This is a genomic window from Mesorhizobium sp. M0772, from assembly GCF_040320135.1.
GTDB lineage: Bacteria > Pseudomonadota > Alphaproteobacteria > Rhizobiales > Rhizobiaceae > Mesorhizobium.
The window spans coordinates 35677-59036 of sequence record NZ_JAMYPB010000041.1 but is presented as its reverse complement, the minus strand read 5'-3'; the positions used below and the strand labels follow the sequence as shown (position 1 = coordinate 59036).

The 23360-nt window shown below is 63.6% G+C and carries 16 protein-coding genes; 4 read left to right on the top strand and 12 right to left on the bottom strand.

The features are described 5' to 3' along the window. Positions 1-128 precede the first annotated feature (128 nt). From NKI06_RS23300 to NKI06_RS23250, 11 genes are all read right to left on the bottom strand, one after another. Positions 129-1721, bottom strand: a complete 1593-nt coding sequence (locus NKI06_RS23300; protein WP_023670734.1) for a peptide ABC transporter substrate-binding protein — start codon at positions 1719-1721, stop codon at positions 129-131. Between the two features lie 448 nt (positions 1722-2169). Continuing rightward, complete coding sequence (gene bglA / locus NKI06_RS23295) at positions 2170-3816, bottom strand: beta-galactosidase BglA (protein ID WP_352987375.1); 1647 nt, start codon at positions 3814-3816, stop codon at positions 2170-2172. Beyond that, the gene (glgX, locus tag NKI06_RS23290; RefSeq protein WP_352987373.1) at positions 3816-5816 is read right to left on the bottom strand and encodes a glycogen debranching protein GlgX; all 2001 of its coding nucleotides are present in this window, start codon (positions 5814-5816) and stop codon (positions 3816-3818) included. The genes bglA and glgX overlap by 1 nt, the downstream gene beginning before the upstream one ends. 157 nt (positions 5817-5973) lie before the next feature. After that, positions 5974-7602, bottom strand: a complete 1629-nt coding sequence (locus tag NKI06_RS23285) for an alpha-D-glucose phosphate-specific phosphoglucomutase (RefSeq protein WP_352987371.1) — start codon at positions 7600-7602, stop codon at positions 5974-5976. Then, positions 7603-9048 (bottom strand): glycogen synthase GlgA, encoded by a 1446-nt coding sequence (gene glgA / locus NKI06_RS23280; protein WP_352498450.1) that lies wholly within the window; start codon positions 9046-9048, stop codon positions 7603-7605. 19 nt (positions 9049-9067) lie between these two features. Then, complete coding sequence (gene glgC / locus NKI06_RS23275; RefSeq protein WP_023715696.1) at positions 9068-10333, bottom strand: glucose-1-phosphate adenylyltransferase; 1266 nt, start codon at positions 10331-10333, stop codon at positions 9068-9070. A gap of 83 nt (positions 10334-10416) precedes the next feature. Beyond that, positions 10417-12630: a 1,4-alpha-glucan branching protein GlgB gene (gene glgB, locus NKI06_RS23270; RefSeq protein ID WP_352987368.1), complete on the bottom strand. Its 2214-nt coding sequence runs from the start codon at positions 12628-12630 to the stop codon at positions 10417-10419. Between the two features lie 70 nt (positions 12631-12700). Continuing rightward, complete coding sequence (locus NKI06_RS23265; protein ID WP_352987365.1) at positions 12701-15163, bottom strand: glycogen/starch/alpha-glucan phosphorylase; 2463 nt, start codon at positions 15161-15163, stop codon at positions 12701-12703. 140 nt (positions 15164-15303) lie between these two features. Continuing rightward, entirely contained in the window at positions 15304-16086 is a 783-nt protein-coding gene (locus NKI06_RS23260) for an ATP-binding cassette domain-containing protein (RefSeq protein WP_023670726.1), read from the bottom strand. Further along, entirely contained in the window at positions 16083-17144 is a 1062-nt protein-coding gene (locus NKI06_RS23255; RefSeq protein WP_023670725.1) for an ABC transporter permease, read from the bottom strand. The genes NKI06_RS23260 and NKI06_RS23255 overlap by 4 nt, the downstream gene beginning before the upstream one ends. A gap of 150 nt (positions 17145-17294) precedes the next feature. Next, positions 17295-18272: a sugar ABC transporter substrate-binding protein gene (locus NKI06_RS23250; protein WP_081725578.1), complete on the bottom strand. Its 978-nt coding sequence runs from the start codon at positions 18270-18272 to the stop codon at positions 17295-17297. Between the two features lie 263 nt (positions 18273-18535). Between NKI06_RS23250 and NKI06_RS23245 the strand changes: the two genes are divergently transcribed. The 4 genes from NKI06_RS23245 to NKI06_RS23230 all read left to right on the top strand — a co-directional run bounded on the left by NKI06_RS23245 (position 18536) and on the right by NKI06_RS23230 (position 22568). Continuing rightward, positions 18536-19762 carry an ROK family transcriptional regulator gene (locus NKI06_RS23245; protein ID WP_352987362.1) on the top strand — a complete coding sequence of 409 codons (1227 nt, stop codon included), beginning with the start codon at positions 18536-18538 and terminating at the stop codon, positions 19760-19762. Further along, on the top strand, positions 19763-20209 hold the full coding sequence (locus NKI06_RS23240) for an RbsD/FucU family protein (protein WP_023715700.1): 447 nt from the start codon (positions 19763-19765) through the stop codon (positions 20207-20209). It begins immediately after the preceding gene. Next, entirely contained in the window at positions 20206-21129 is a 924-nt protein-coding gene (locus NKI06_RS23235) for a carbohydrate kinase family protein (protein WP_352987360.1), read from the top strand. The genes NKI06_RS23240 and NKI06_RS23235 overlap by 4 nt, the downstream gene beginning before the upstream one ends. A gap of 296 nt (positions 21130-21425) precedes the next feature. Next, positions 21426-22568, top strand: coding sequence for a DegT/DnrJ/EryC1/StrS family aminotransferase (locus tag NKI06_RS23230; protein ID WP_023819229.1), 1143 nt, complete (start codon positions 21426-21428; stop codon positions 22566-22568). Between the two features lies 1 nt (position 22569). Here the strand turns inward: NKI06_RS23230 and cysQ are convergent, their stop codons facing one another. Next, the gene (gene cysQ, locus NKI06_RS23225) at positions 22570-23358 is read right to left on the bottom strand and encodes a 3'(2'),5'-bisphosphate nucleotidase CysQ (RefSeq protein WP_031196090.1); all 789 of its coding nucleotides are present in this window, start codon (positions 23356-23358) and stop codon (positions 22570-22572) included. Between the last annotated feature and the right edge of the window lie 2 nt (positions 23359-23360).

Below are 23360 nucleotides of genomic sequence, written 5' to 3'. Positions count from 1 at the left end.
CCCCCCCGCCCCCCCTGCCCCCGCCCCTCCCCTCCCAACACCCCCCCCACCCGTCCCCCGCCGCCCCCCCCCCCCCCCCCCCCCCGCCGCCCCCCGGCGGCCCCCCCCGCTCCAGTCAAGGATGATTATCAGTCCTTGGAGACGAAGCGGGACGGATGGATGTCCATCACATTGTCATCGAAGCCATGCAGCTTCGAGGAAACGATATCGTGGAAGCTGTAGTAGAGAAGCGGAATGTTGCCGACGTCATCGACAAGGATGCGCTCGGCCTCAGTGAGGTCCTTCATACGCTCTTCCGGCTTGCCGCCGGCAGCCGCGGCCTTGTCCATGGCCGCCTCATATGCCGGGCTGACGTAGTTCGAATAGTTGTTGCCGCTGGCCTTGCGGGTGATGCCGAGGAAGGTCTCGGGATCCTTGTAGTCGGCGATCCAGGCGGCACGCGCCACGTCGTAGTTGCCCTTCTGCTCGAGGAAGGAATAGTGGGTCTTGGTATCGGTGTTGAGCAGCGTGATCTCGACGCCAAGCGGCTTCAACTGTTCCTGGATGGCAACCGCGGTGTTCTTGTGGTTTTCCGAGGTGTTGTAGCGGATCTCCATCTTCAGCGGATGCTCGGGCGTATAGCCGAGTTTCTCAAGGATCTTCTTGGCGGCGTCCTCGCGGTCGATCTGCGGCATGTCGGCGTATTTGGCCATTGCCGGCGTGTAGCCGGCGATGCCCGGAGGCACCATCGAATAGCCAGGCAGCATGGAATTCTGCCAGACCTTTTCGGCCAGGAAGTCGCGGTCGATAGCCATCGAGATGGCGTTGCGCAGCTCGACATTGTCCCAGGGCGCCTTGTCGGTCTTGATCGCGTAATAATAGGTGCCGAGATACGGTCCGACGCGGACCTGATCGCCGAACTTGGTCTTGAGGTCAGCGAGCTGTTCGGTCGGCAGGTCGCCGTAGCTGTCGAGTTCGCCTGCCTCGAAGCGCTTCATCGCCGAAGAGCGGTCTTCGGTCGGGATGTAGTTGACGACGTCCATCTTGACGGTCGCGGCATCCCAGAATTTCGGATTCTTGACCAGCTTCATGTGGTCGTTGGGAATCCACTCGGCCAATGTATAGGCGCCGTTCGAAACGAGATTGCCCGCCTTGATCCAGTCGGCGCCGAGCTTGTCGATCGAGGCCTTGTTGACCGGATAGGTAGCCTGGTGGGTCAGCATCTCGAGGAAGTATGGCGTCGGCGCCTTCAGCGTCACTTCCAGGGTGTTGGCGTCGATCGCCTTGACGCCCATGTCCTCGGGCTTGCCTTTCTTGGTGTTGACTTCCTCGGCGTTCTTCACGGGATAGAGCATGGAAGCGTATTCAGCGGCGGTCGCCGGATCCTCCAGCCTACGGAAGGAATAGACGAAGTCGTCCGCCGTCACCGGGCTGCCATCCGACCACAAGCCGTCCTTGCGCAGCTTGAAGGTGTAGACGGTGCCGTCATCAGATACCGTCCAGCTTTCGGCGGCGCCGGGGATGAGGTTCGTCTTCTGATCGTGCATGACCAGTCCCTGGAACAGGTCGCGTATGATATCGGCTTCGTAGACGGTCGAGGTCTTGTGCGGATCGACCGTCTCCGCTTCGGCGGCGCTGCCTCTGTTATAGACGGTCTCGGCAAGGGCCGGCGTCAGGAACGTGCCTGCGGCAAAGGTCATGGTCGCGGCGACAAGCGTCGCCTTCAGCATATTTTTCAGCATGAAGTCTCTCCCTGTGGCGCTGCCCATCGGCTGCGCCTTACGAGTGTTGACGCCCCGGAACCGATTTCTGGCCCCTTCGAGCGCGCCGCCGGTTCCCGTTCCGGCAGCTGGTGGCAGGAGACTAGACAGACGGAAATATTATTTCAACCGAGTCTTGCTTGACGCTAAGTGAGCATCCTCACCCTAAACCAGCCATAGCTAATCTATATTACAAGGTCCAATTGGGTGCAGCTTGTGGTTGTCCTGAATTTTGGGTTTTGCCCTCAGCAGTTGTCATTAGCGCAACCATCTGGAAACATTCCAGGAATGCCGTTCGTGGCCAAGCTCGACGAAAGTACCGAAGAAGCCCGAAAATGAAAAACGTGGCGCCGGTGGCGTTGCACGGATCGCTCGGCATGGTTGCATGCGGACACGATCTTTGTTTACGCCGGACGGCGTCCCTGAAAGATCAGCCTACCTTGCCGACAAACCAGCCCAGGGCCTGCAGCGACAGCCCCTCCTCCTGCAGGACGGCACCGCCACCCAGAGCGATCGCCTCGACAGGCTGGAGATCCGGCAGCCGCCAGTCGGCCGGCTTGTCGGCGAAATTGAAGACGCAGAGCAATATCTCGTCCTCGCCCTGCCGGATGAAGGCAAGGACATCGCCGTCGGTATCGAGAAAGCGGATCGGGCCCTTGACCAGCGCCAGATGCGCCTTGCGCAAGGCGAGCATCGTCCGGTAGCCGGCGAGCACGGACTTGTCGTCGGCGTTCTGGATATCGACCGCCCGAGCGCGGTGGCTTTCCGGCACCGGCAGCCAGGGTTTTCCCGAGGAAAAACCGGCATTGTCGGCGCCCGCTTCCCAGACCATCGGTGTGCGGCAGCCGTCCCTGCCCTTTACCCCCGGCCAGAAACGGATGCCGACGGGATCGCGCAGATCCTCGAAGGTCAGTTCCGCCTCCTCCAGCCCAAGCTCTTCGCCTTGGTAGAGACAGATCGAGCCCCGCAGGCAGGAGAGCAAAGCGATAGCGAATGTCGCCACCGCATCTGGATCGCCGCCCGGCCGCGTCCAGCGGCTGACATGGCGCACGACATCGTGGTTGGAGAACGCCCAGCAGACCCAGCCGTCGGCGACAGCTGCCTCGAAGGCCTCGACGCATCCGCGCACATGGGCGGCTGAGAATTGCTGACCGAGCAGGTCGAAGGTGTAGCACATGTTGAGCTTGTCGCCGCCGGATGTGTAGGCGGCCAGCGTCTGCAGCGAACGGCCTTCGTCGCCGACCTCGCCGACACTGGCGCGGCCGTCATATTCGTCGAGCAAAGCGCGGAAGCGCCTGAGGAAACCGAGGTTTTCCGGTTGCGTCTTGTCGAACAGATGCTCCTGGAAGAGATAGGTGTTGGTTTCGCCATTGGTGCCGGCGACGCTCGACGCCAGCGGCGGATTGCTGCGCAGCCAGCGGTCGTGGACATAGTAGTTGACCGTATCCAGGCGGAAGCCGTCGACGCCGCGCTCGAGCCAGAACCGCACCGTCTGCAACAACGCGTCTTGAACCTCAGGATTGTGGAAGTTGAGGTCCGGCTGCGAGGCGAGGAAATTGTGCATGTAGTATTGCCGGCGGGTCGCGTCCCACTCCCAGGCCGGGCCGCCGAAGACCGACAGCCAGTTGTTGGGCGCGTTGCCGTCCGGCCTGGTGTCGGCCCAGACATACCAGTCAGCCTTGGGATTATCCTTGCTGGCACGGCTCTCTACAAACCATTCGTGCTTGTCGGAGGAGTGCGACAACACCTGATCGATGATCACCTTCAGGCCGAGCCTGTGCGCCTCGGCAACCAGCGCGTCAAAGTCGTCGAGCGTGCCGAACATCGGATCGACCGCCTGATAGTCGGAGACGTCGTAGCCCATATCGGCCATTGGCGATTTGAAGAAGGGCGACAGCCAGACGGCGTCGACGCCGAGCGAGGCGACGTGCGCCAGCCGTGAGGTGATGCCTGAGAGGTCGCCGCTGCCGTCGCCGGTGGTGTCCTGGAAGGAGCGAGGATAGATCTGGTAGATGACGCAGCCGCGCCACCAGTCGGCGCTCTGTTCGGGTCCCGGCTGGGCATTGTCGTCGGCCATCACGGACCCTTCCTGGCGCGGGCCTTTGCGGTCCGGCGCTCGATCATGAAACTGACACTGCGGCCGGGCAGCGGCCACGCGAGGTCGACCGCTTGCGCTTCAACAGCCGGCTGCCATTCAAACCCTTGCCGCGCGGGCAGCGTGAAGACGCATTGGCGGCGATCGCCATTGACGATCACAGCCAGGCGGCCTTCCCCGCCATCGCCGAGCAGCATGACGAGGCGATGGCGCGAGCCATCGTTCCAGTCGGCTTCGCCGAGCGGCGCGCCGGTCTCGGTCAGCCACGCGACGTCGGGCACATCAGAACCGTCCGGCGGCTCTCCGGTCAGGAAGCGCGTATCGGAAAGCGCCGGCACCGCGCCGCGCAGAGCTGCGAGCGCCGACACATGGGCTTCCAGCCCGACGTCGCGCCCGGCCCAGTCGAGCCAGGTGATGGCGTTGTCCTGCGCATAGGCGTTGTTGTTGCCCCCTTGCGTGCGGCCGAATTCATCGCCCGCCGTCAGCATGATGGTGCCGCGCGAGGCAAACAGAGTGGCGAGCAGCGCGAAGCGATCATGGGAACGGGCCTCGGCAATCGCCTTGTCCGAGGTTTCGCCCTCGACGCCGTTGTTCCAGGACAGGTTCTCATTGTGGCCGTCGCGGTTCTTCTCGCCATTGGCTTGGTTGTGCTTGGCTTCATAAGCGACGATATCGGCCAGCGTCATGCCATCGTGCGCGGCGATGAAGTTGACCGTGCGGCTGGCGGATTGGCCCTCCCTGCCGAACACATCGGAGGAGCCGGCGAGCCTTGTCGCCAGCGCACCGACCGCGCCGGCATCGCCGCGCCAGAAGCGCCTGACGTCGTCGCGGTAGCGGTCGTTCCATTCCAGGTATGGCGGCCGGAAATTGCCGAGCTGGTAGCCATTCGGGCCGATGTCCCACGGCTCGGCGATCAGCACCCTGTCGGCAAGGATGGGATCGGTTGCGATGGTCTCGAGCAACGGGGCTGCCGGATCGAATGCGCCATCGACGCGACCGAGGACCGGCGCCAGGTCGAAGCGGAAACCGTCGACGCCGGCATGGCGGACGAAATGGCGCAGCGTGTCGAGCACCATGCCGCGAACGACCGGATGATCGCAGGCGACCGTGTTGCCGGTGCCGGTGTCGTTGGCCAACCTGCCGTCCGGCTCGCTGCGGTAGTAGGCTTGATTGTCGAGGCCGCGCAGCGACAGCGTCGGCCCGAGCCGGTCGCTTTCGCCGGTATGATTGAAGACGAGATCGAGGATGGTGCCAATGCCAGCCCTGCGCAGCACCCCCACAGTATCGCGCAACTCGGCGAGGCCGCCGGGCGCCAGGCGCGGGTCGAGCGCCATGAAGGTGACTGGGTTGTAGCCCCAGGCATTGCTGAGGCCCAGCGGCGGCAAATGGCGCTCATCGACCCATGCGGTCACGGGCATCAGCTCAACGGCGGAGACGCCGATCTTCTTGAGATGTTCGACGATAGCCGGATGGGCAAGGGCTGCAATGGTGCCGCGCTGCGCTTCGGGCACGTCCGGATGCAGCCTGGTGAAGGAGCGGACGTTGAGTTCGTAGATCAGGCCGCCTGGCTGGAACAAAGGCGGCTTGGCCGGCAGCGGCTTCGGTTGAGCCCGCGCGATGGTCTTCGGCATCAGTGGCGCGGTGTCGGCGCCTTCGTTGCGCCGGGCGGCAAGCCGCCAATGATGCTGGTAGGGCCGGTCGATCTCGACGGCGTAGGGATCAGTGAGCAGCTTGTCGGGATCGAACCACAGCCCGCGCTCCGGCGCATATTCGCCGTCGGCGCGAAAGCCGTAGCGCGTACCCGCGGCAAGGCCGGCGACGAACAGCGCATGGACGCTCTCGCCTTCCGGCTGAAGTTCGAGCCGGTCGATTTCACGGGCGCCGGTGTCGTCGAAGATCGACACCCACAGGCGCCGCGCGGACGACGACCAGGCGGCGAAGCGGATGCCTTCGGGAGTGACCGTTGCGCCGAGCTGGGTCATCGGCGCATCCTCCACCCTCCCCCTTGTGGGGAGGGTCGCGCGCGCAGTGAGCGGGGTGGGGGTCGGCGCGGGGAAAGCGCTTTACGAGCACCCCCAACCCGATCCGCTGCGCGGATCGACCCTCCCCACAAGGGGGAGGGTAAAGACGTCACCACCCTCAAGTAATCACGCTCGGCTTGTTGCGCCCGGTGTGGCTCTTGATCCCGGCGATATCATCGGCAGCCGCGATCAGGTCGGCGAGCGCCTCTTGCGTGTCGAGATCATGCCGCGCTCTGTCCGGCTCGTAGCGCTCGATGTAGACGCGCAGCGTAGCACCCGACGTGCCGGTGCCGGACAAACGAAACACGACACGCGAGCCGCCTTCGAACAGGATGCGGATGCCCTGGTTCTTGCTCACCGAACCGTCGACGGGATCGTGATAGGCGAAGTCGTCGGCATTGGCGATCTTCAGGCCGCGCACGCTGGTGCCGGGCAGCGAGGTCAGCTTGGCGCGCAACTCGTCGACCAGGGCGTTGGCGCGCTCGGTTTCGACCTCCTCATAGTCATGACGTGAATAGTAATTGCGGCCGTAGGTCGCCCAATGTTCGGTAACGACGTCCTTGCAGCTTTCGCCGCGCACGGCCAGGATGTTCAGCCACAACAGCACCGCCCACAGCCCGTCCTTTTCACGGACATGGTTCGAGCCGGTGCCGGCGCTTTCCTCGCCGCAGATCGTTGCCATGCCGGCATCGAGCAGATTGCCGAAGAACTTCCAACCGGTCGGCGTTTCGTAGATGCCGATGCCGAGCTTTTCGGCGACGCGGTCTGCCGCGCCGCTGGTCGGCATCGAGCGGGCGATGCCTTTGAGGCCGTCCTTGTAGCCCGGCGCCAACTGCGCATTGGCGGCAAGCATGGCCACCGAATCCGACGGGGTGACGAAAATGCCCTTGCCGATGATCAAGTTGCGGTCGCCGTCGCCGTCGGAAGCGGCGCCGAAATCGGGCGCATCCGGTCCCATCATCTCGTCATAGAGATGCTTGGCGTGGACCAGGTTCGGATCCGGGTGATGACCGCCGAAATCGGGCAGCGGCTTGTAGTTGCGGCAGGTGCCATTCTCCGCGCCAAGCCGGCGCTCGAGGATTTCCTTGGCATACGGGCCGGTGACCGCATGCATGGCGTCGAAGCGCATGCGGAAGCCGTATTTGAAATTGGCGCGGATGGCGTCGAAGTCGAAAAGGCTTTCCATCAGCTCGGCGTAATCGGAGACCGGATCGATCACCTCTACCGCCATGCCGCCGGCGGTCACCGTGCCGATCTTGTCGATGTCGATCTGGTCGATGTCGGCCGTCCGAAAGCTCGAAATCGTCTTGGTCTTTTCGAAGATCGCGTCGGTCAGCTTTTCCGGCGCCGGGCCGCCATTGCCGGCATTGTACTTGATGCCGAAATCCTCGTGCGGGCCGCCCGGATTGTGACTGGCCGACAGGATGATGCCGCCGAAGGTCTTGTATTTGCGGATGACATGCGACGCCGCCGGCGTCGACAATATGCCGCCCTGCCCGACCATCACCTTGCCGAAACCGTTGGCGGCGGCCATGGCGATCGCCTTCTGGATGACCTCGCGATTGTAGAAGCGGCCGTCGCCGCCGATCACCAGCGTCTTGCCCTCAAAGCCCTCCAGCGCGTCGAAGATCGACTGGATGAAGTTCTCGGCATAGTGCTCCTGCTGAAAGACAGGCACCTTCTTGCGCAGGCCGGACGTGCCGGGTTTCTGGTCGAGATAGGGTTTGGTGGCGACGGTCCGGATCATTCAGGCAACCCTTTTCGAAAGCAGCAGGCGGTAGAGTTCAACGTATTTGTCGGCGCTCTTGTCCCAGGAGACATCGGCCTTCATGCCCTGGCGCTGGATCTGTTCCCAGACGGCCGGGCTCGAATGCGCATCGACCAGCCGGCGGATGGCGTGCAGCATGGCGCCGCCACTATTGGGCGCGAACTGGAAGCCGGTGGCGACACCGGCCGAGATCGCTGCTTCATTGGCGTCGATGATGGTGTCGGCAAGGCCGCCGGTGCGGGCGACGACCGGCACGCAGCCATAGCGTAGGCCGTAAAGCTGGGTCAGCCCGCAAGGCTCGAAGCGCGACGGGATGACGATGGCGTCGCAGCCGCCCTGCATGGTGTGGGAAAGCCCCTCGTCATAGCCGACGACGACGCCGACACGGCCGCGATGGCGGGCGGTGGCAGCCAGCAGCGCGCCTTCCAGGCCGGCGTCGCCTGAGCCGAGGATCGCCAGCCGCGCGCCGGTGGCGACGACGCCGTCGACCACAGCCGCCAGTATGTCCATGCCCTTCTGCCAGGTCAGCCGGCTGACGACGCAGACGATCGGACTGTCGTCGCGCTCGAGGCTGAAGCGGTCCTCGACAACCGCCCGGTTGGGAAGCCGAGCCTTGAGCGTCGCGGCGGAGTAGGCCGACACCAGATGCTTGTCGGTCTCCGGGTTCCAGATGTCGGTGTCGATGCCGTTGACGATGCCGTAGAGGTCGGAAGAGCGCATGTTGATCAGGCCGTCGAGGCCCATGCCGAATTCCGGCGAGCGGATTTCCTGGGCATAGGTGGGGCTCACCGTGGTGATCGCCCAGGCCGCCTGCAGGCCGGCCTTGAGGAAGCCGACGCCGCCATAGTATTCTACGCCGTCGAGCGCCATCGCCGCGGCCGGCAAGCCGAGCTCGCCAAAAATGCCGGCGCCGAACTGACCCTGGAAGGCAAGGTTGTGAACCGTGATCAGCGACGGCACGCCGACCGCCTTGCCGTAGCGCATATAGGCCAGCGTCATCGCCGACTGCCAATCATGGGCGTGGACGAGATCCGGCTGGTAGCCCGAAATGGCGCCGCCGGCGATATCGCCACCGACCTGGCTCAGCGCAGCAAAACGCCGCCAATTGTCGGGCCAATCGGCGCCGGCCGCATTGCCGTAAGGGCCGCCGGGACGGTCGTAGAGATGCGGCGCGTCGAGCACGAACAGGTCGAGCCCGGCGATCTTGACGGCATGGACCGAAGCCTTGCCGCCCTGCAGCAGCGGGTATTGGTAGACAGCCTTCTTTTTCTTGAAGGCGTCCATCACCTGGGGAAAGCCGGGGATGAGCGTGCGCATGGTCACGCCCTTGGCGGCCAGCGCGATCGGCAATGCGCCGGTCACGTCGGCAAGTCCGCCGGTCTTGACCAGCGGGAATATCTCGGGCGTGACCGACAGAACCTGCATGCGTTTATGGTACCCCGTCTTACAGCTTCAGCTTGTCGATCATGTCCTGCGTGACCAGGCAGATGCCCTTTTCCGAAACCCGGAAACGCTTGGCGTCGAGAACAGGGTCTTCGCCAACCACCAGCCCTTCCGGTATCCTTACACCGTGGTCGATGACGACGCGCTTCAACTTTGCGTTCCGGCCGACATGAACGTCGGGCAGCATGACGACCTCTTCCAGCGTCGAATAGGAGTTGATGCGCGCGCCCGTGAAGATCAGGCTGCGCTTCAGCGAAGCACCCGAGACGATGCAATCGCCTGAGACCAGCGAGGAGACGGCCGAACCGCGCCGGCCATCCTCGTCATGCACGAACTTTGCCGGCGGCTTCAATTCGGCATAGGTCCAGATCGGCCAGTCGCGGTCGTAGAGGTCGAGTTCGGGAGTAATATCGGTCAGGTCGATATTGGCTTCCCAGTAGGCGTCGACGGTGCCGACATCGCGCCAATAGGCCTCGTTCTCGGCCGTCGAGCGCACGCAGGATTTGGCGAAGCGATGCGCGATCGCCTTACCGTGCTGTACGATGTAGGGGATGATGTCCTTGCCGAAGTCGCGGCTTGAACCCGGCTCGGCGGCATCGCGGCGCAGCTGCTCCATCAGGAACTTGGTCTTGAAGACATAGATGCCCATCGAAGCCAGCGCGAATTCCGGCTTGTCGGGAATGCCGGGCGGGTCGGCGGGCTTTTCGACGAACGCGATGATGTTGTCCTTGCCGTCGACATGCATGACACCGAAGCCGGTCGCTTCCAAGCGCGGCACTTCGAGGCAACCAACAGTGACGTCGGCATTGGCGTCGACGTGCTGGCGCAGCATCAGCTCGTAGTCCATCTTGTAGATATGGTCGCCGGCTAGGATCACCATATATTCAGGGCCATAGGCCTCGATGATGTCGATGTTCTGGTAGACGGCGTCGGCGGTGCCTTCATACCACTGGGTTTCCGAGACACGCTGCGAGGCCGGCAGGATGTCGAAGCTTTCGTTCCGCTCCGGGCGCAGGAAGTTCCAGCCGCGCTGCAGGTGGCGGATCAGCGAATGCGCCTTGTACTGGGTGGCGACACCGAGGCGGCGGATGCCGGAATTCAGCGCATTGGACAGCGCGAAATCGATGATGCGCGTCTTGCCGCCGAAATAGACAGCCGGCTTGGCCCTGCGGTCGGTCAATTCCTTGAGCCGGCTGCCGCGGCCGCCGGCCAGCACATAGGCCATGGCATCGCGCGCCAGCGGCTGGGTTCTCTTCAAGTCTGCCATCTTTACCCTCCCAAATTACCAGTCTGGAGCATCGCCCGGTCCGCAACGAGTCGACGGACCTAATCCGAAACGAGTTGACGGACCTAGTCCGCAACGAGTTCAAGCATGATCGTCGACAGCGGCGGCAAAAGCATCGTTGCCGAAATGCCTCCTCCTTCCGCCCTGGCTTCGACCACACCGCCATTGCCCTTGCCCGAACCACCGTAGTCCGAAGCGTCGGTGTTGATGATTTCGCGCCATTTGCCGACCTTGGGCAATGGCACGCGATAATTGTCGCGCGGCACTGGCGTGAAGTTGGAAATGACGGCGATCGGGTTGCCGCCGGGCGCGCTGCGCAGCCAGGCGAAGACCGAATTTTCCTTGTCGTCGACGATCAGCCAGGAGAAGCCGTCCGGCTCGCAGTCGCGCGCATGCAGCGCCGGGCGCGAGCGGTAGAGATAGTTGAGGTCGCGCACCGTCTGCCAGACGCCGCGATGCGGGTGGAAGTCGAGCAGGTTCCAGTCGAGCGCGCGCGCCTCGCTCCACTCGCGGCGCTGGGCGAATTCCTGGCCCATGAACAACAGCTTCTTGCCGGGATAGCCCCACATGAAGGCATAGAAGGCGCGCAAAGTCGCGAACTTCTGCCAGTCGTCGCCGGCCATCTTGCCGAGCAGCGTGCCCTTGCCGTGCACGACCTCGTCATGGGACAGCGGCAGCACGAAATTCTCGGAGAAGGCGTAGGTCAGGCCGAAGGTCAGGTCGTTGTGGTGATGTTTGCGGAAGATCGGCTCCTTGGCGAAATACTCCAGCGTGTCGTGCATAAAGCCCATGTTCCATTTGAAGCCGAAGCCCAGCCCGCCTTCATGCACCGGCGCCGAGACCTTCGGCCATGAAGTCGATTCCTCGGCGATGGTCATCACGCCGGGATGGTGGCCGTAGACCTCCTTGTTCATCTTCTGCAGGAAGGAGACCGCTTCGAGGTTTTCGCGGCCGCCCTTCTCGTTGGGGATCCACTCGCCGGCCTTGCGCGAATAATCGAGGTAGAGCATCGAGGCCACCGCATCCACGCGCAAACCGTCGACATGGTATTTCTCGGCCCAGAACAGCGCGTTATTGACGAGGAACGACACCACCTCGCGGCGGCCGAAATTGTAGATCGCGGTGTTCCAGTCGGGATGAAAACCCTTGCGCGGATCGGCATGCTCATAAAGCGCTGTGCCGTCGAAATTGGCCAGGCCATGCGCGTCGACCGGGAAATGCGCCGGCACCCAGTCGAGGATGACGCCGACGCCGGCGCGGTGCGCACCGTCGACGAAACGGGCGAAGCCGTCGGGGTCGCCGAATCGCGCCGAGGGGGCATAAAGTCCGGTTGTCTGATAACCCCATGACGGGTCATAGGGATGTTCGGAGATCGGCAGGAACTCGATGTGGGTGAAGCCGGTCTCGACAGCATAGGGGATGAGCTGGTTGGCGAGTTCGTCCCATGACAGGAAGCTGCCATCATCGTGCTGCTGCCACGAACCGGCATGGACCTCGTAGATCGATATGGCTTCGCGCCGCGGATCGGCCTTTCGCCAGTAATTGCGATGCGCCTCGTCGCCCCATTCATGCGCCGGCGGCACCGCCGTCACGGATGCTGTGGCCGGGCGCAGTTCAGACTTGAAGGCGAACGGATCGGCCTTGAGCGGCAGGCGCACGCCGTCGGGGGCAATGATCTCGTATTTGTAGGGGTGGCCGGCGCCGATATCGGGAATGAACAGCTCCCAGATGCCGGTGTCGCGGCGGTCGCGCATCGTATGGCGGCGGCCGTCCCATTCGTTGAAGTCGCCGACCACGGAGACGCGCCTTGCATTGGGCGCCCAGACGGCGAAATGGACGCCCGACGCGCCTTCATGGTCGAGGAGATGGGCGCCGAGCTTGTCGAACAGCCTGAGGTGCGACCCTTGCGCGATATAGTAGTCGTCCATCGGGCCGAGCACCGGGCCGAAGGAATAGGGATCGGTCAGCCACCAGTCGCCGCCGGCATTTTTGGCGTGATAGCGCAGCGGCTGACGCTTCTTGATCGACAGTCTGCCTTGGAAGAAACCGGCGTCGTCGCGCCGCGTGAGTTCGCCGGCGTTCTTGCCGGCCAGCGTGTATGCGGTGACGAACTCGGCATTGGGGACGAAGCAGCGGGCAACCAGGCTCTTGCCGGCATCATGCACGCCCAGGATTGCAAAAGGATCGCCATGCGTGCCTGCAACAATTGCGGCGACATCGCCGGCTGACGCCAGCCCGTCCGACCCGCTCGTCGTCGCGGTCGCGCGCGGTTTCTTCATCAGGCGGCGTCCCTCCCTGGGAACCAGTTCTTGTGCACAAGACCCATTGTCGTGGCCTCATGCAATCATATCAGGCGGGCACGTTCCAGATTTCTTTCGCATATTGGCGGATCGTGCGATCGGAAGAGAACCAGCCGACCCGGGCAACGTTGCGGATAGCGCGCGCGTACCAATCGGGGCTGTTGCGCCAGACGGCGTCGACATCGCGCTGGGCGGCGGCATAGGCGTCGAAATCCGCCGCCACCATGAACCAGTCGCTGTTGTAGAGACCGTCGACCAGCTCGCGGTAGCGATCCGGCTGGTCGGGCGAGAACACGCCCGACGATACCGCGGCGACAGCCTGCGCCAATTCAGGGGAGCCCTCGATCACGGCGCGCGGGTTGTAGCCATTGCTGCGCCGCTCGGCGACTTCCGCCGTGCTCAGGCCGAAGATGAAGATGTTGTCGTCGCCAACGCATTCCTTGATCTCGACATTGGCGCCGTCGAGCGTACCGATGGTCAAGGCGCCGTTCAGCGCGAACTTCATGTTGCCGGTGCCCGACGCCTCCATGCCGGCAGTCGAAATCTGCTCGGACAGGTCGGCGGCCGGCATCATCACCTCGGCCAGGCTGACATTGTAGTTCGGCACGAACACCACTTTCAGCAGACCGCGCACCGACGGGTCGCTGTTGATGACCTTGGCGACGTCGTTGGCCAGTTTGATGATCAGCTTGGCATTGTGGTAGCTGGGCGCCGCCTTGCCGCCGAAGAATTTGACGCGCGGCATCCAATCCTGTTCGGGATGCGAGCGGATCTGGTCGTAGAGCGCGATCGCTTCCAGGATGTTGAGCAACTGGCGCTTGTATTCGTGGATGCGCTTGACCTGAATGTCGAACAGCGCCGACGGGTCGAGCTTGATGCCGAGCCGGTCGGCGACCAGATTGGCGAGCTTGATCTTGTTGGAGCGCTTGACGGCGGCGAACTTGTCGCGGAAGGCGGCGTCACCGGCAAAGGCTTCGAGCCCCTTGATGGCGTCGATGTCGTCGAGGAAACGGTCCCCGATCGCCGCGCGGGCGAGCGCGGTGAGGCCTGGATTGCACTGGATCAGCCAGCGGCGTGGCGTGATTCCGTTGGTCTTGTTGTTGATGCGATCGGGATAGAGCTTGTGGAGATCGGCAAACACCGTCTCCTTCATCAGCTCGGTGTGCAACGCCGACACGCCATTGATCGAGTGCGAGCCGACAAAGGCCAGGTTACCCATGCGCACGCGGCGGTCGCCATTTTCCTGGATCAGCGAGATGCGGCTGATCTGCTCGTTTGAGAACTGGTTGGTGGCGCGCGCCTCAAGCAGCACCTGCGCATTGATGGCGTAGACGATCTGCATGTGGCGCGGCAAAAGCCGTTCGAACAGCGGCACCGGCCAGCTTTCCAGCGCTTCGGGCAGCAGCGTGTGGTTGGTGTAGCCGAAGGTGCGCTTGGTGATGTCCCAGGCCTGGTCGAAATCCAGGCCATGGACGTCCATCAGCAGGCGCATCAGCTCTGGCACGGCGATCGCCGGATGGGTGTCATTGAGGTGGATCGCCGCCTTGTCGGGCAGCGAGGCCAGATCGCCATACTGGCTGAGATGGCGCTGGACGATGTCCTGCAGCGACGCGGTGGAGAAGAAATATTCCTGCCGCAGCCGCAGTTCCTGGCCGGCCTTGTGGGAATCGGCGGGGTAAAGCACGCGCGACAAGGCATCGGCCTTGTTGCTTTCGGCCAGCGCGCCGATGTGGTCGCCGGCGTTGAACTTGTCGAGCAGGATCGGATCGACCGGCATGCCGGACCAAAGCCGCAGCGTGTTGACGCGGTTGGCGCGCCAGCCGACCACCGGCGTGTCGTAGGCGACGGCCTGGACATGCTCGGTCGGCTTCCAGACGTGACGCTCGAGCCGGCCATCCTTGGAGGTGATCGATTCCACCGAGCCGCCGAAGCCGACCTCGAAGGCACGCTCCCGCCGCTCGAACTCCCAGGGGTTGCCGTGGTCGAGCCAGGTTTCGGGCAGTTCGACCTGCCAGCCGTCATGGATCTCCTGGCGGAACATACCGTTGGCGTAGCGAATGCCGTAGCCGTGGGCCGGAATGTCGACGGTCGCCATGCTTTCCATGAAGCAGGCGGCGAGCCGGCCAAGACCGCCATTGCCGAGCGCCGCATCCGGTTCGAGCCCGGCGATGAGGTCCAGGTCGACGCCCAGCGACTTGAGCGCTTCTCGCATATTGTCCATCAGGCCGAGATTGGAGAAGGCATCGCGCATAAGCCGGCCGATGAGGAATTCGAGCGACAGGTAATAGACGCGCTTTTCCTGCTGGGCGTAGGCCTCCTGCGTCGCCTGCATCCAGTGATCGACGATGCGGTCGCGCACGACCTTGATCGAGGCGGTCAGCCAATCATATTGCGTAGCAACGGACGTGCCTTTGCCGACCCGGTATTTGAGAGCCAGCAAGACTTCGTCGGCCAGCGTCTTGGGATCGGGTATTTCGAGATCGGGGGCTTTGGCTGTCATTGTTCGCGTCATACTGCCTCTCGTGATCGTGCTGCGATCATACCGGCTTTCGCTCTCAGTCCCAGCCTATCCTAGTGCATCGCAACATACGTTCAATCGATTTAGACCAGCATGCCGCCAGTTCCCCTGCGGCAATTTATCCGTCGAGCGGATCAGGCAGCGAGTGCAGCCTCCGGCGGAACCTTCGCTCCCGTCATGAAGGCGACGGCGTCGGACATGGTATATTGCTTGGGATCGATGACGCAGAGGCGGCGGCCGAGCCGATGGATATGGATGCGGTCGGCAACCTCGAAGACATGCGGCATATTGTGCGAGATCAGCACGATCGGCAGGCCTCGCTTCTTGACGTCGAGGATCAGTTCCAGCACGCGGCGGCTCTCCTTGACGCCGAGTGCGGCGGTCGGCTCGTCCATGATCACCACGCGGCTGCCGAAAGCGGCGGCGCGCGCCACCGCAACGCCCTGACGCTGGCCGCCCGACAGCGTTTCCACCGCCTGGCTGATGTTCTGGATGGTCATCAGCCCAAGCTCGGTGAGCTTGTCGCGGGCGCGCTTTTCCATTGCGGGCCGGTCGAGCATACGAAGCCAGTCGCCGAGGAAGCCGGGTTTGCGGATCTCGCGGCCGAGGAACATGTTGTCGGCGATCGACAGGGCCGGCGACAAAGCCAGGTTTTGGTAGACCGTCTCGATGCCCGCCTCGCGCGCCTCCATGGGCGATTTAAAAGCGACAGCCTTGCCTTCAAGACGGATCTCGCCTTCGTCGGGCACGGCGGCGCCGGAAATCGCCTTGATCAGCGATGATTTGCCGGCGCCATTGTCTCCGATGACGGCCAGGATTTCGCCGGGGTAGAGGTCGAAGTCGGCATTGTCGAGGGCGGTGACACGGCCATAGCGCTTGATCAGGCCGCGCGCGGTGAGGATGGGTTCCACGGTCATGCCGAAACCTTTCTGATCCATTGGTCGATCGCCACGGCGCCGATGATCAGCACACCGGTGAGCAGCACCTTCCATTGCGGATCGGCGCCCAGCATGTTGAGGCCCATCGAGACGACGCCGACGATCATCGCGCCGAAAAGCGTGCCCAGAATTGAGCCGCGCCCGCCGAACAGTGAAATGCCGCCGATCACCGTCGCGGTTATCGCCTGCAGGTTGTAGTCGGTGACGGCGGCTGACGGCGAGATCGAGCCGTTGCGGCCGATGGAAACCCAGGCAGCGAAAGCGGCGATCAACCCGGCAAGGGTGTAGACCGTCATCAACACCTTCTTGGTCTGGATACCAGACAGCTTCGCCGCCTCCTGATCATCGCCAACGGCGTAGACATGGCGGCCCCAGGCGGTGTGATTGAGCACGTACCAGAGGATCAAAACGAGCACGACCGTGGCGATGACGCCCAGTGTGAGCACCGCCGTGCCGATCTTGAAACTCAGGGCAAAGAGATGCAGCAGCGGCGCCTGGGCGTCGACGTCGGTATCGCGGATCGTCTCATTAGCCGAATAGATGAAGTTCGTCGCCATGACGATGTTCCAGGTGCCGAGCGTGACGATGAACGGCGGCAGCTTCATGTAGGCGACCAGCAAACCGTTGAGCAGGCCGCAGGCTGCGCCGGCGGCAAGCCCGATGGGCACTGCGAGCACGGCCGGCATGCCGTAGCTGACCGCGCAATTGCCCATGATCACGGCTGAAATCACCATGATCACGCCGATCGACAGGTCGATGCCGGCGGTCAGGATGACCAGCGTCTGCGCGGCACCGAGGATGCCGACGATGGCGATCTGCTGCAGGATCAGCGTCAGCGTATAGGATGAGAAGAAACGCCCGCCAATGGCGATGCCGAAAATTACGATCGACAGGACCAGCACAATCAGCGGCACCGCCGCCGGCGTGGAGTGCAGGAAATGCTGGATGCGCTTGACGGCCGATTTGTGCTCGTCAAAGGCGGCAACGCTTGTGTCGCTGCTCGAGAGAACCTTCTCGAATTCCTGTGCTTGAGCCATGTTTCCTCCCCTGGGCTTCAGCTCCATGCCGATACCCGCTCGCGCCTGTCCGGTCTGCTGCCGGGATTATTCGCGTGACGCATCGTCCACCCGAAGCGGCCGGGGATCAAGCCCCCGGCCGTCAGCTTGCCGCTGGCTGTCAGGCAGCCATCAGCCCCAGCACTTGGCGAGGCCTTCCTTGGTGTCGATCGACTTCACGCCATTGGCCGGCTTGTCGGTGACGAGGTTGACGCCGGTGTCGAAGAAGTTCTTGCCTTCGGTCGGCTTCGGCTTGGCGCCGTCCTTGGCGAAGGCGGCGATCGCCTCGATGCCGAGTGCCGCCATCTGCAGCGGGTATTGCTGCGAGGTGGCGCCAATGACGCCTTCGGTCACCGACTTCACGCCGGGGCAGCCGCCATCGACCGAGACGATCAGCACCTGGCTTTCGAGACCGACCGCCTTGAGCGCCTGGTAGGCGCCGACAGCGGCGGGCTCGTTGATGGTGTGGATGACGGTGATGGAGTTGTCCTTCTGCAGAAGGTTTTCCATCGCCTTGCGGCCGCCTTCTTCATTGCCGTTGGTGACGTCGTGGCCGACGATGCGGGCATCGTCCTCATCGCCGATCTTGTTGGGATCCTTCACGTCGATGCCGAAGCCCATCATGAAGCCCTGGTCGCGCAGCACATCCACGGTCGGCTGTGAGGGGGTCAGGTCGAGGAAACCGATCTTGGCGTCCTTGGCCTTGTCGCCGAGGGTCGCGGCTGCCCAGGCGCCGATCAGCTTGCCGGCTTCCAGATTGTCCGTCGCGAAGGTCGCGTCGGCGGCGTCGATCGGGTCCAGCGGGGTATCGAGCGCGATCACCAGCAGGCCGGCGTCACGCGCCTTCTTCACCGTCGGCACGATGCCCTTGGTGTCGGACGCGGTGATCAGGATGCCCTTGGCGCCGTCGGCGATGCAGCTTTCGATCGCCGCCACCTGGCTCTCGCTGTCGCCGTCGATCTTGCCGGCATAGGTCTTGAGGTCGACGCCAAGTTCCTTGGCCTTGGCGGTCGCGCCCTCCTTCATCTTGACGAAGAAGGGGTTGGTGTCGGTCTTGGTGATCAGGCAGGCGCCGACGCCGGCGGCCGATGCTGTCGAAGCAAACGCCATCAGGCCGAGGCCCGCCGCGGCGAACACGGTGGACTTCAATAATGCTTTGGTCACGATCTTCCTCCCATGGAACCATGCGGATGCCGCCAACCGGCATCTCGAGCGCATCCACTGAAGTTCTCCCAGTGTGGACGCGCCCTCAAATGACACCAGCGGGAGCCGCCTGTCAATAATTAAATCACTCTTATTTATTATTGACAGCTTTGCGTGGTTCACTCATTCTGCCGCAAAAGCAGTAAGAATAAACCAAGGGAGGAACAAGGGTGGAGACCGGCATTGCGAGGCACGGTTCGCCCGAGGCGGCCGCCAGCCGTCTCCACCGTGGCACCAACCAGAGCGGCATGCGCGACCACAATGAGCGGCTGGTGCTGTCGTTGGTTCGCCAGCATGGCAGCCTGGCCAAATCAGACATTGCGCGCATGACCGGGCTTTCAGCGCAGACCGTCTCGGTCATCATGCGCGAACTGGAGGAGGACAGCCTGCTGCTGCGCCAGGCGCCGTTGCGCGGCAAGATCGGCCAGCCCTCCATCCCGATGGCGCTGAACCCCGAAGGCGCCTTCTTCATCGGCCTCAAGATCGGCCGCCGCAGCGCCGAACTGGTGCTGATCGATTTCCTCGGAACTGTGCGTTCCATGCTGCAGCATTCCTATCGCTATCCGGCGCCGCGCGAGACGGTTGAGTTCGTCACCGAAGGCATGAAGACGATGCGCGCCGAACTGACACCTGCGCAGGACAAGCGCATTGCCGGGCTCGGCATCGCCATGCCGTTCGAACTGTGGAACTGGGCCGACACGGCAGGTGCGCCGCGCGATATCATGGACGAATGGCGCCACCGCGACATCCGCGCCGACATCCAGTCGCAATGCGAATTCCCGGTCTATCTGCAGAATGACGCCACCTCCGCCTGCGGCGCCGAACTGGTGTTCGGCCAGACCGGCGGCTCGCGCGACTTCGTCTATTTCTATATCGGCGCCTTTGCCGGCGGCGGCATCGTGCTCAATGGCCGGCTTTTTGGCGGACCGACAGGCAATGCCGGGGCGCTGGGTTCGATGCCGGTGCCGGGACCAGACGGCAAGCCGACGCAGCTCATCGACGTCGCCTCGATCGCCATGCTGGAAAAGGCGCTTAACGCACGCGGCATTGACGGCTCCTATCTCTGGACCTCGCCGCAGGAATGGGGCGAGATCGGCGCCGATCTGGACGACTGGATTGCCACCGCCTCGCAGGCGCTTGCCTACGCCATTGTCGCGGCGTCCTCGGTGATCGATTTCGAGGCCGCGGTGATCGATGGCTGGATGCCGCTCGCCGTACGCCGCCGGCTCGTCGATGCCGTCAGGCAGGCGATCGACACCATTGACGGCGAAGGCCTGAAGCTTCCGGTGGTGCGCGAAGGCACCGTCGGCATCCATGCCCGGGCGCTGGGCGGCGCCAGCCTGCCGCTGTCCGAACGCTTCCTCATCGGTTCGACCACCATTTCCCGGAGCACCTGAATGCTGATCGGTATTCCGTCGCTGCTCGGTCCGGAGCTTCTGGCGACATTGCGCGCCATGGGCCATGGCGACGAGATCGCGCTTGTCGACGGCAACTATCCGGCGGAAGAACAGGCAAACCGGCTGATCCGCGCCGACGGTCTTCACCTCATACCGGTGCTTGACGCCATTTTGAGCGTTCTGCCGGTGGATGATTTCGTGCCGGAAGCGCTGTTTCGTGCCTCGGTCAAAGGCGATCCCTCGGTCGCCGATCCGGTCCACCATGAAATCGAAACGATCTGCACCAGGCGCGCGCCGGGCCGCAAGGTGGTTGCGCTGGCGGGCGCCGACTTCTATGCACGCGTCCGGTCGGCATATGCGATCGTCGCGACCAGCGAACCCCGGCTCTACGCCAACATCATCATCCGCAAGGGCGTGATCTATCCGCCGGAGAACAAGAAATCATGATCCTCTGCTGCGGCGAAGCCCTGATCGACATGCTGCCGCGCACCACGACACAGGGCGAGCCGGCCTTTGCGCCCTATGTCGGCGGCGCGGTGTTCAACACGGCGATCGCGCTTGGCCGCCTCGGCGCGCCCGCCGGCTTCTTTTCCGGCCTGTCGTCGGATCTGTTCGGCGGCCAGTTCCGCGAGGCGCTCGGCGCAAGCAAGGTCAGCTCCACCTATGCGCACACCTCCCCTCGCCCGACCACGCTCGCCTTCGTGCGGCTCACCAACGGCCAGGCGACCTACACTTTCTACGACGAAAACACCGCCGGGCGCATGCTGACGACAGAGGATCTGCCGAAACTGGGCGCCGAGATCGAAGCCATGCTGTTTGGCGCCATCAGCCTGATTTCGGATCCGGCGGGTGCTGCCTACGAAGAATTCATGAAACGCGAGCACCAACGCCGCGTCATGATGCTCGACCCCAACATCCGGCCGAACTTCATCCCCGACAAAGCCAAGCACCTCCGGCGCATCCGCTCGATGATGGCGATGGCCGACATCGTGAAGCTATCGGATGAGGATCTGCACTGGTTCGGCGAGGCCGGCTCGCATGAGGACGTCATCCGCAACTGGCTGGATCGCGGCCCGAAGCTGATCGTCGTTACCCACGGCAGCGAAGGTGCCGTCGGCTACAGCAGGGAACACAAGGTCTCGGTGACGCCTGAGAAAGTCGAGGTGGTCGACACGGTCGGCGCCGGCGACACTTTCAATGCCGGCATTCTGGCCTCGCTGCACGAGCAAGGCCTGCTCACCAAGGCCGGGATCGGCGGCCTTTCGGAGGACGCCATCCGTCAGGCGCTGGCGCTCGGCGCCAAAGCGGCGGCGGTGACCGTGTCGCGGGCCGGCGCCAACCCGCCCTGGCGGCACGAAATCGCCTGATCCACGCTTAGTCCGCCGCCAGCCGCTGCAAGCAGCCGATCACTTTATGTTTCCGCGAGCCGGAAAGACGCACTGATCAGCCGGATTAATAGGCGGCGAAGCCCGGATTTCCGGCATCTTGCGGCAATGCAGGGAAAGCCTGAAGTAACAGGCTGCGACACCTAGACAACCCGTCCCGCGGCCGGTCCGGCTTTCTAGACCGGCCCAACTCTGGTACCAGCGGCCCGGTTAAGTTGTTGTTTCTGTGCGTGTCATTGTCCCCGGGGCAGCCCGCACCACACCGTTTTGAGGCCGACATGCAGTTCATCGATCTTGGCGCGCAGCGCGAACGTATCCGCGACCGGCTGAAGGCCGCGATCGACAATGTCGTCGAGGAAGGCCGCTATATCCTCGGACCGCAAGTCACCGAATTCGAAAACAAGCTCGCAGCGTATATCGGCACCAAGCATGTCGTGGCCTGCGCCAACGGCACCGACGCGCTGCTGTTGCCGCTGTTTGCCGCCGGTATCGGCCCCGGCGACGCGGTGTTCGTGCCGAGCTTCACCTTTGCCGCGACGGCGGAAGTGGTGGCGCTTGCCAAGGCCGAACCGGTTTTCGTCGATGTGGACGCCGAGACCTACAACATCGACATCGCCAGCCTCGAGGCGGCGATCGCCATGATCAAGAAGGAAGGCCGGCTGAAGCCGAAGGCGATCATTCCCGTCGACCTGTTCGGGCTTGCCGCCGACTACGAGGCGATCATGGCGATTGCCAAGCGCGAAGGGCTGCTGGTGATCGAGGATGCGGCGCAGTCGATCGGCGGTTCGGCCGACGGCACAATGTGCGGCGCCTTCGGCCATGTCGGCTCGACCAGCTTTTATCCGGCCAAGCCGCTGGGCTGCTACGGCGATGGCGGCGCGATGTTCACCAATGACGACGCGCTGGCCGACCAGCTGCGCTCGTTTGCGTTCCACGGTAAGGGCGAGACGCAGTATGACAATGTCCGCGTCGGCATCAATTCACGCCTCGACACGATCCAGGCGGCGATCCTGATCGAGAAACTCGCCATCCTCGAAGACGAGATGGTCGCCCGCCAGGTGGTGGCCAAGCGCTACGCCGAAGGTCTCGGCGACATCGTCAAGACGTCACGCAATCTGGGCGGTGGCCGCTCGGCCTGGGCGCAATACGCCATCGAGACGCCGAAGCGCGACGGGTTGAGGGCGCATCTCGGCGAAAAGGGCATCCCTTCGGTGATCTATTATGTGAAGCCGCTGCACGAGCAGGTCGCCTATCGCGACTATCCGCGCACGCCGACCGGGCTTGCGGTTTCGGAGGAACTGCCGAAGCGCATCCTGTGCCTGCCGATGCATCCCTATCTCAGCGAAGCCGACCAGGACCGCATCATCGAGACGATCCGCAACTACATTGGCTCGAACTCGGCGCATGTAGCGGCGGCGTAAGTTACGCCGCGTCCGCCGCCTTCCCGCTCGCAATAAAATGCGGGTTGGCGAAATCCTCGTCGTCGCTCTGTTTGCGCTTGCCATAGGTGAGCGGCTCGCCGTCCAGCGTGCGCGTCATGCCGCCGGCGGCGCGCAGTACGGCGTCGCCGGCCGCCGTGTCCCATTCCATGGTGCGGCCGAAGCGCGGATAGATGTCGGCTTCGGCTGCGGCGAGCAGGCAGAATTTCAGCGATGAGCCGACCGAGACGATCTCGGCGGCGCCGAGATCCTTGATGAAGGCTTCGGTCTCCGGGGTGTTGTGCGAGCGGCTGGCAACGACCGCCAGCGGCGTGACCGCCCTCCTAACCGAAATCCGCCGGCGGCCGACGATACGGAAGTCGCCATCGACCTCGATTGCTTCGGCCCAGCCCGGCCGTCCAGAGAAGAACCGCCCGCTGCACGGTGCGAAGACGACGCCGATCTCCGGCACGCCGTGCCGGACAAGCGCGATGTTGACGGTGAAATCGGTCCGGCGGTTGACGAATTCCTTCGTTCCATCGAGCGGATCGATCAGGAAGAAGGCGCCATCCAGATCGGGCGGCACAATGCCTTCGGCGACCTCTTCCTCGGCCACGCAGGGAATGTCGGGATAGGCCGCACGCAGGCCGGCGAGGATGATCGTCTCGCTCTCGCGGTCGGCTTCCGTGACCGGCGAGGAGTCCGACTTGCTGTCGACCGCGCAGCCGGCCTTGAAGACCCGCATCACCTCGCGTCCGGCTTCGAGCGCCAGGCGCTCGAACACGTCGAGCATCA

Excerpts from the sequence above, each read along its gene's own strand:
- NKI06_RS23300 (WP_023670734.1), bottom strand. The coding sequence starts at position 1,721 with ATGCTGAAAAATATGCTGAAGGCGACGCTTGTCGCCGCGACCATGACC.
- bglA (WP_352987375.1), bottom strand. The coding sequence starts at position 3,816 with ATGGCCGACGACAATGCCCAGCCGGGACCCGAACAGAGCGCCGACTGG.
- glgX (WP_352987373.1), bottom strand. The coding sequence starts at position 5,816 with ATGACCCAGCTCGGCGCAACGGTCACTCCCGAAGGCATCCGCTTCGCC.
- NKI06_RS23285 (WP_352987371.1), bottom strand. The coding sequence starts at position 7,602 with ATGATCCGGACCGTCGCCACCAAACCCTATCTCGACCAGAAACCCGGC.
- glgA (WP_352498450.1), bottom strand. The coding sequence starts at position 9,048 with ATGCAGGTTCTGTCGGTCACGCCCGAGATATTCCCGCTGGTCAAGACC.
- glgC (WP_023715696.1), bottom strand. The coding sequence starts at position 10,333 with ATGGCAGACTTGAAGAGAACCCAGCCGCTGGCGCGCGATGCCATGGCC.
- glgB (WP_352987368.1), bottom strand. The coding sequence starts at position 12,630 with ATGAAGAAACCGCGCGCGACCGCGACGACGAGCGGGTCGGACGGGCTG.
- NKI06_RS23265 (WP_352987365.1), bottom strand. The coding sequence starts at position 15,163 with ATGACGCGAACAATGACAGCCAAAGCCCCCGATCTCGAAATACCCGAT.
- NKI06_RS23260 (WP_023670726.1), bottom strand. The coding sequence starts at position 16,086 with ATGACCGTGGAACCCATCCTCACCGCGCGCGGCCTGATCAAGCGCTAT.
- NKI06_RS23255 (WP_023670725.1), bottom strand. The coding sequence starts at position 17,144 with ATGGCTCAAGCACAGGAATTCGAGAAGGTTCTCTCGAGCAGCGACACA.
- NKI06_RS23250 (WP_081725578.1), bottom strand. The coding sequence starts at position 18,272 with ATGGCGTTTGCTTCGACAGCATCGGCCGCCGGCGTCGGCGCCTGCCTG.
- NKI06_RS23240 (WP_023715700.1), top strand. The coding sequence starts at position 19,763 with ATGCTGATCGGTATTCCGTCGCTGCTCGGTCCGGAGCTTCTGGCGACA.
- NKI06_RS23235 (WP_352987360.1), top strand. The coding sequence starts at position 20,206 with ATGATCCTCTGCTGCGGCGAAGCCCTGATCGACATGCTGCCGCGCACC.
- NKI06_RS23230 (WP_023819229.1), top strand. The coding sequence starts at position 21,426 with ATGCAGTTCATCGATCTTGGCGCGCAGCGCGAACGTATCCGCGACCGG.
- cysQ (WP_031196090.1), bottom strand. The coding sequence starts at position 23,358 with ATGCTCGACGTGTTCGAGCGCCTGGCGCTCGAAGCCGGACGCGAGGTG.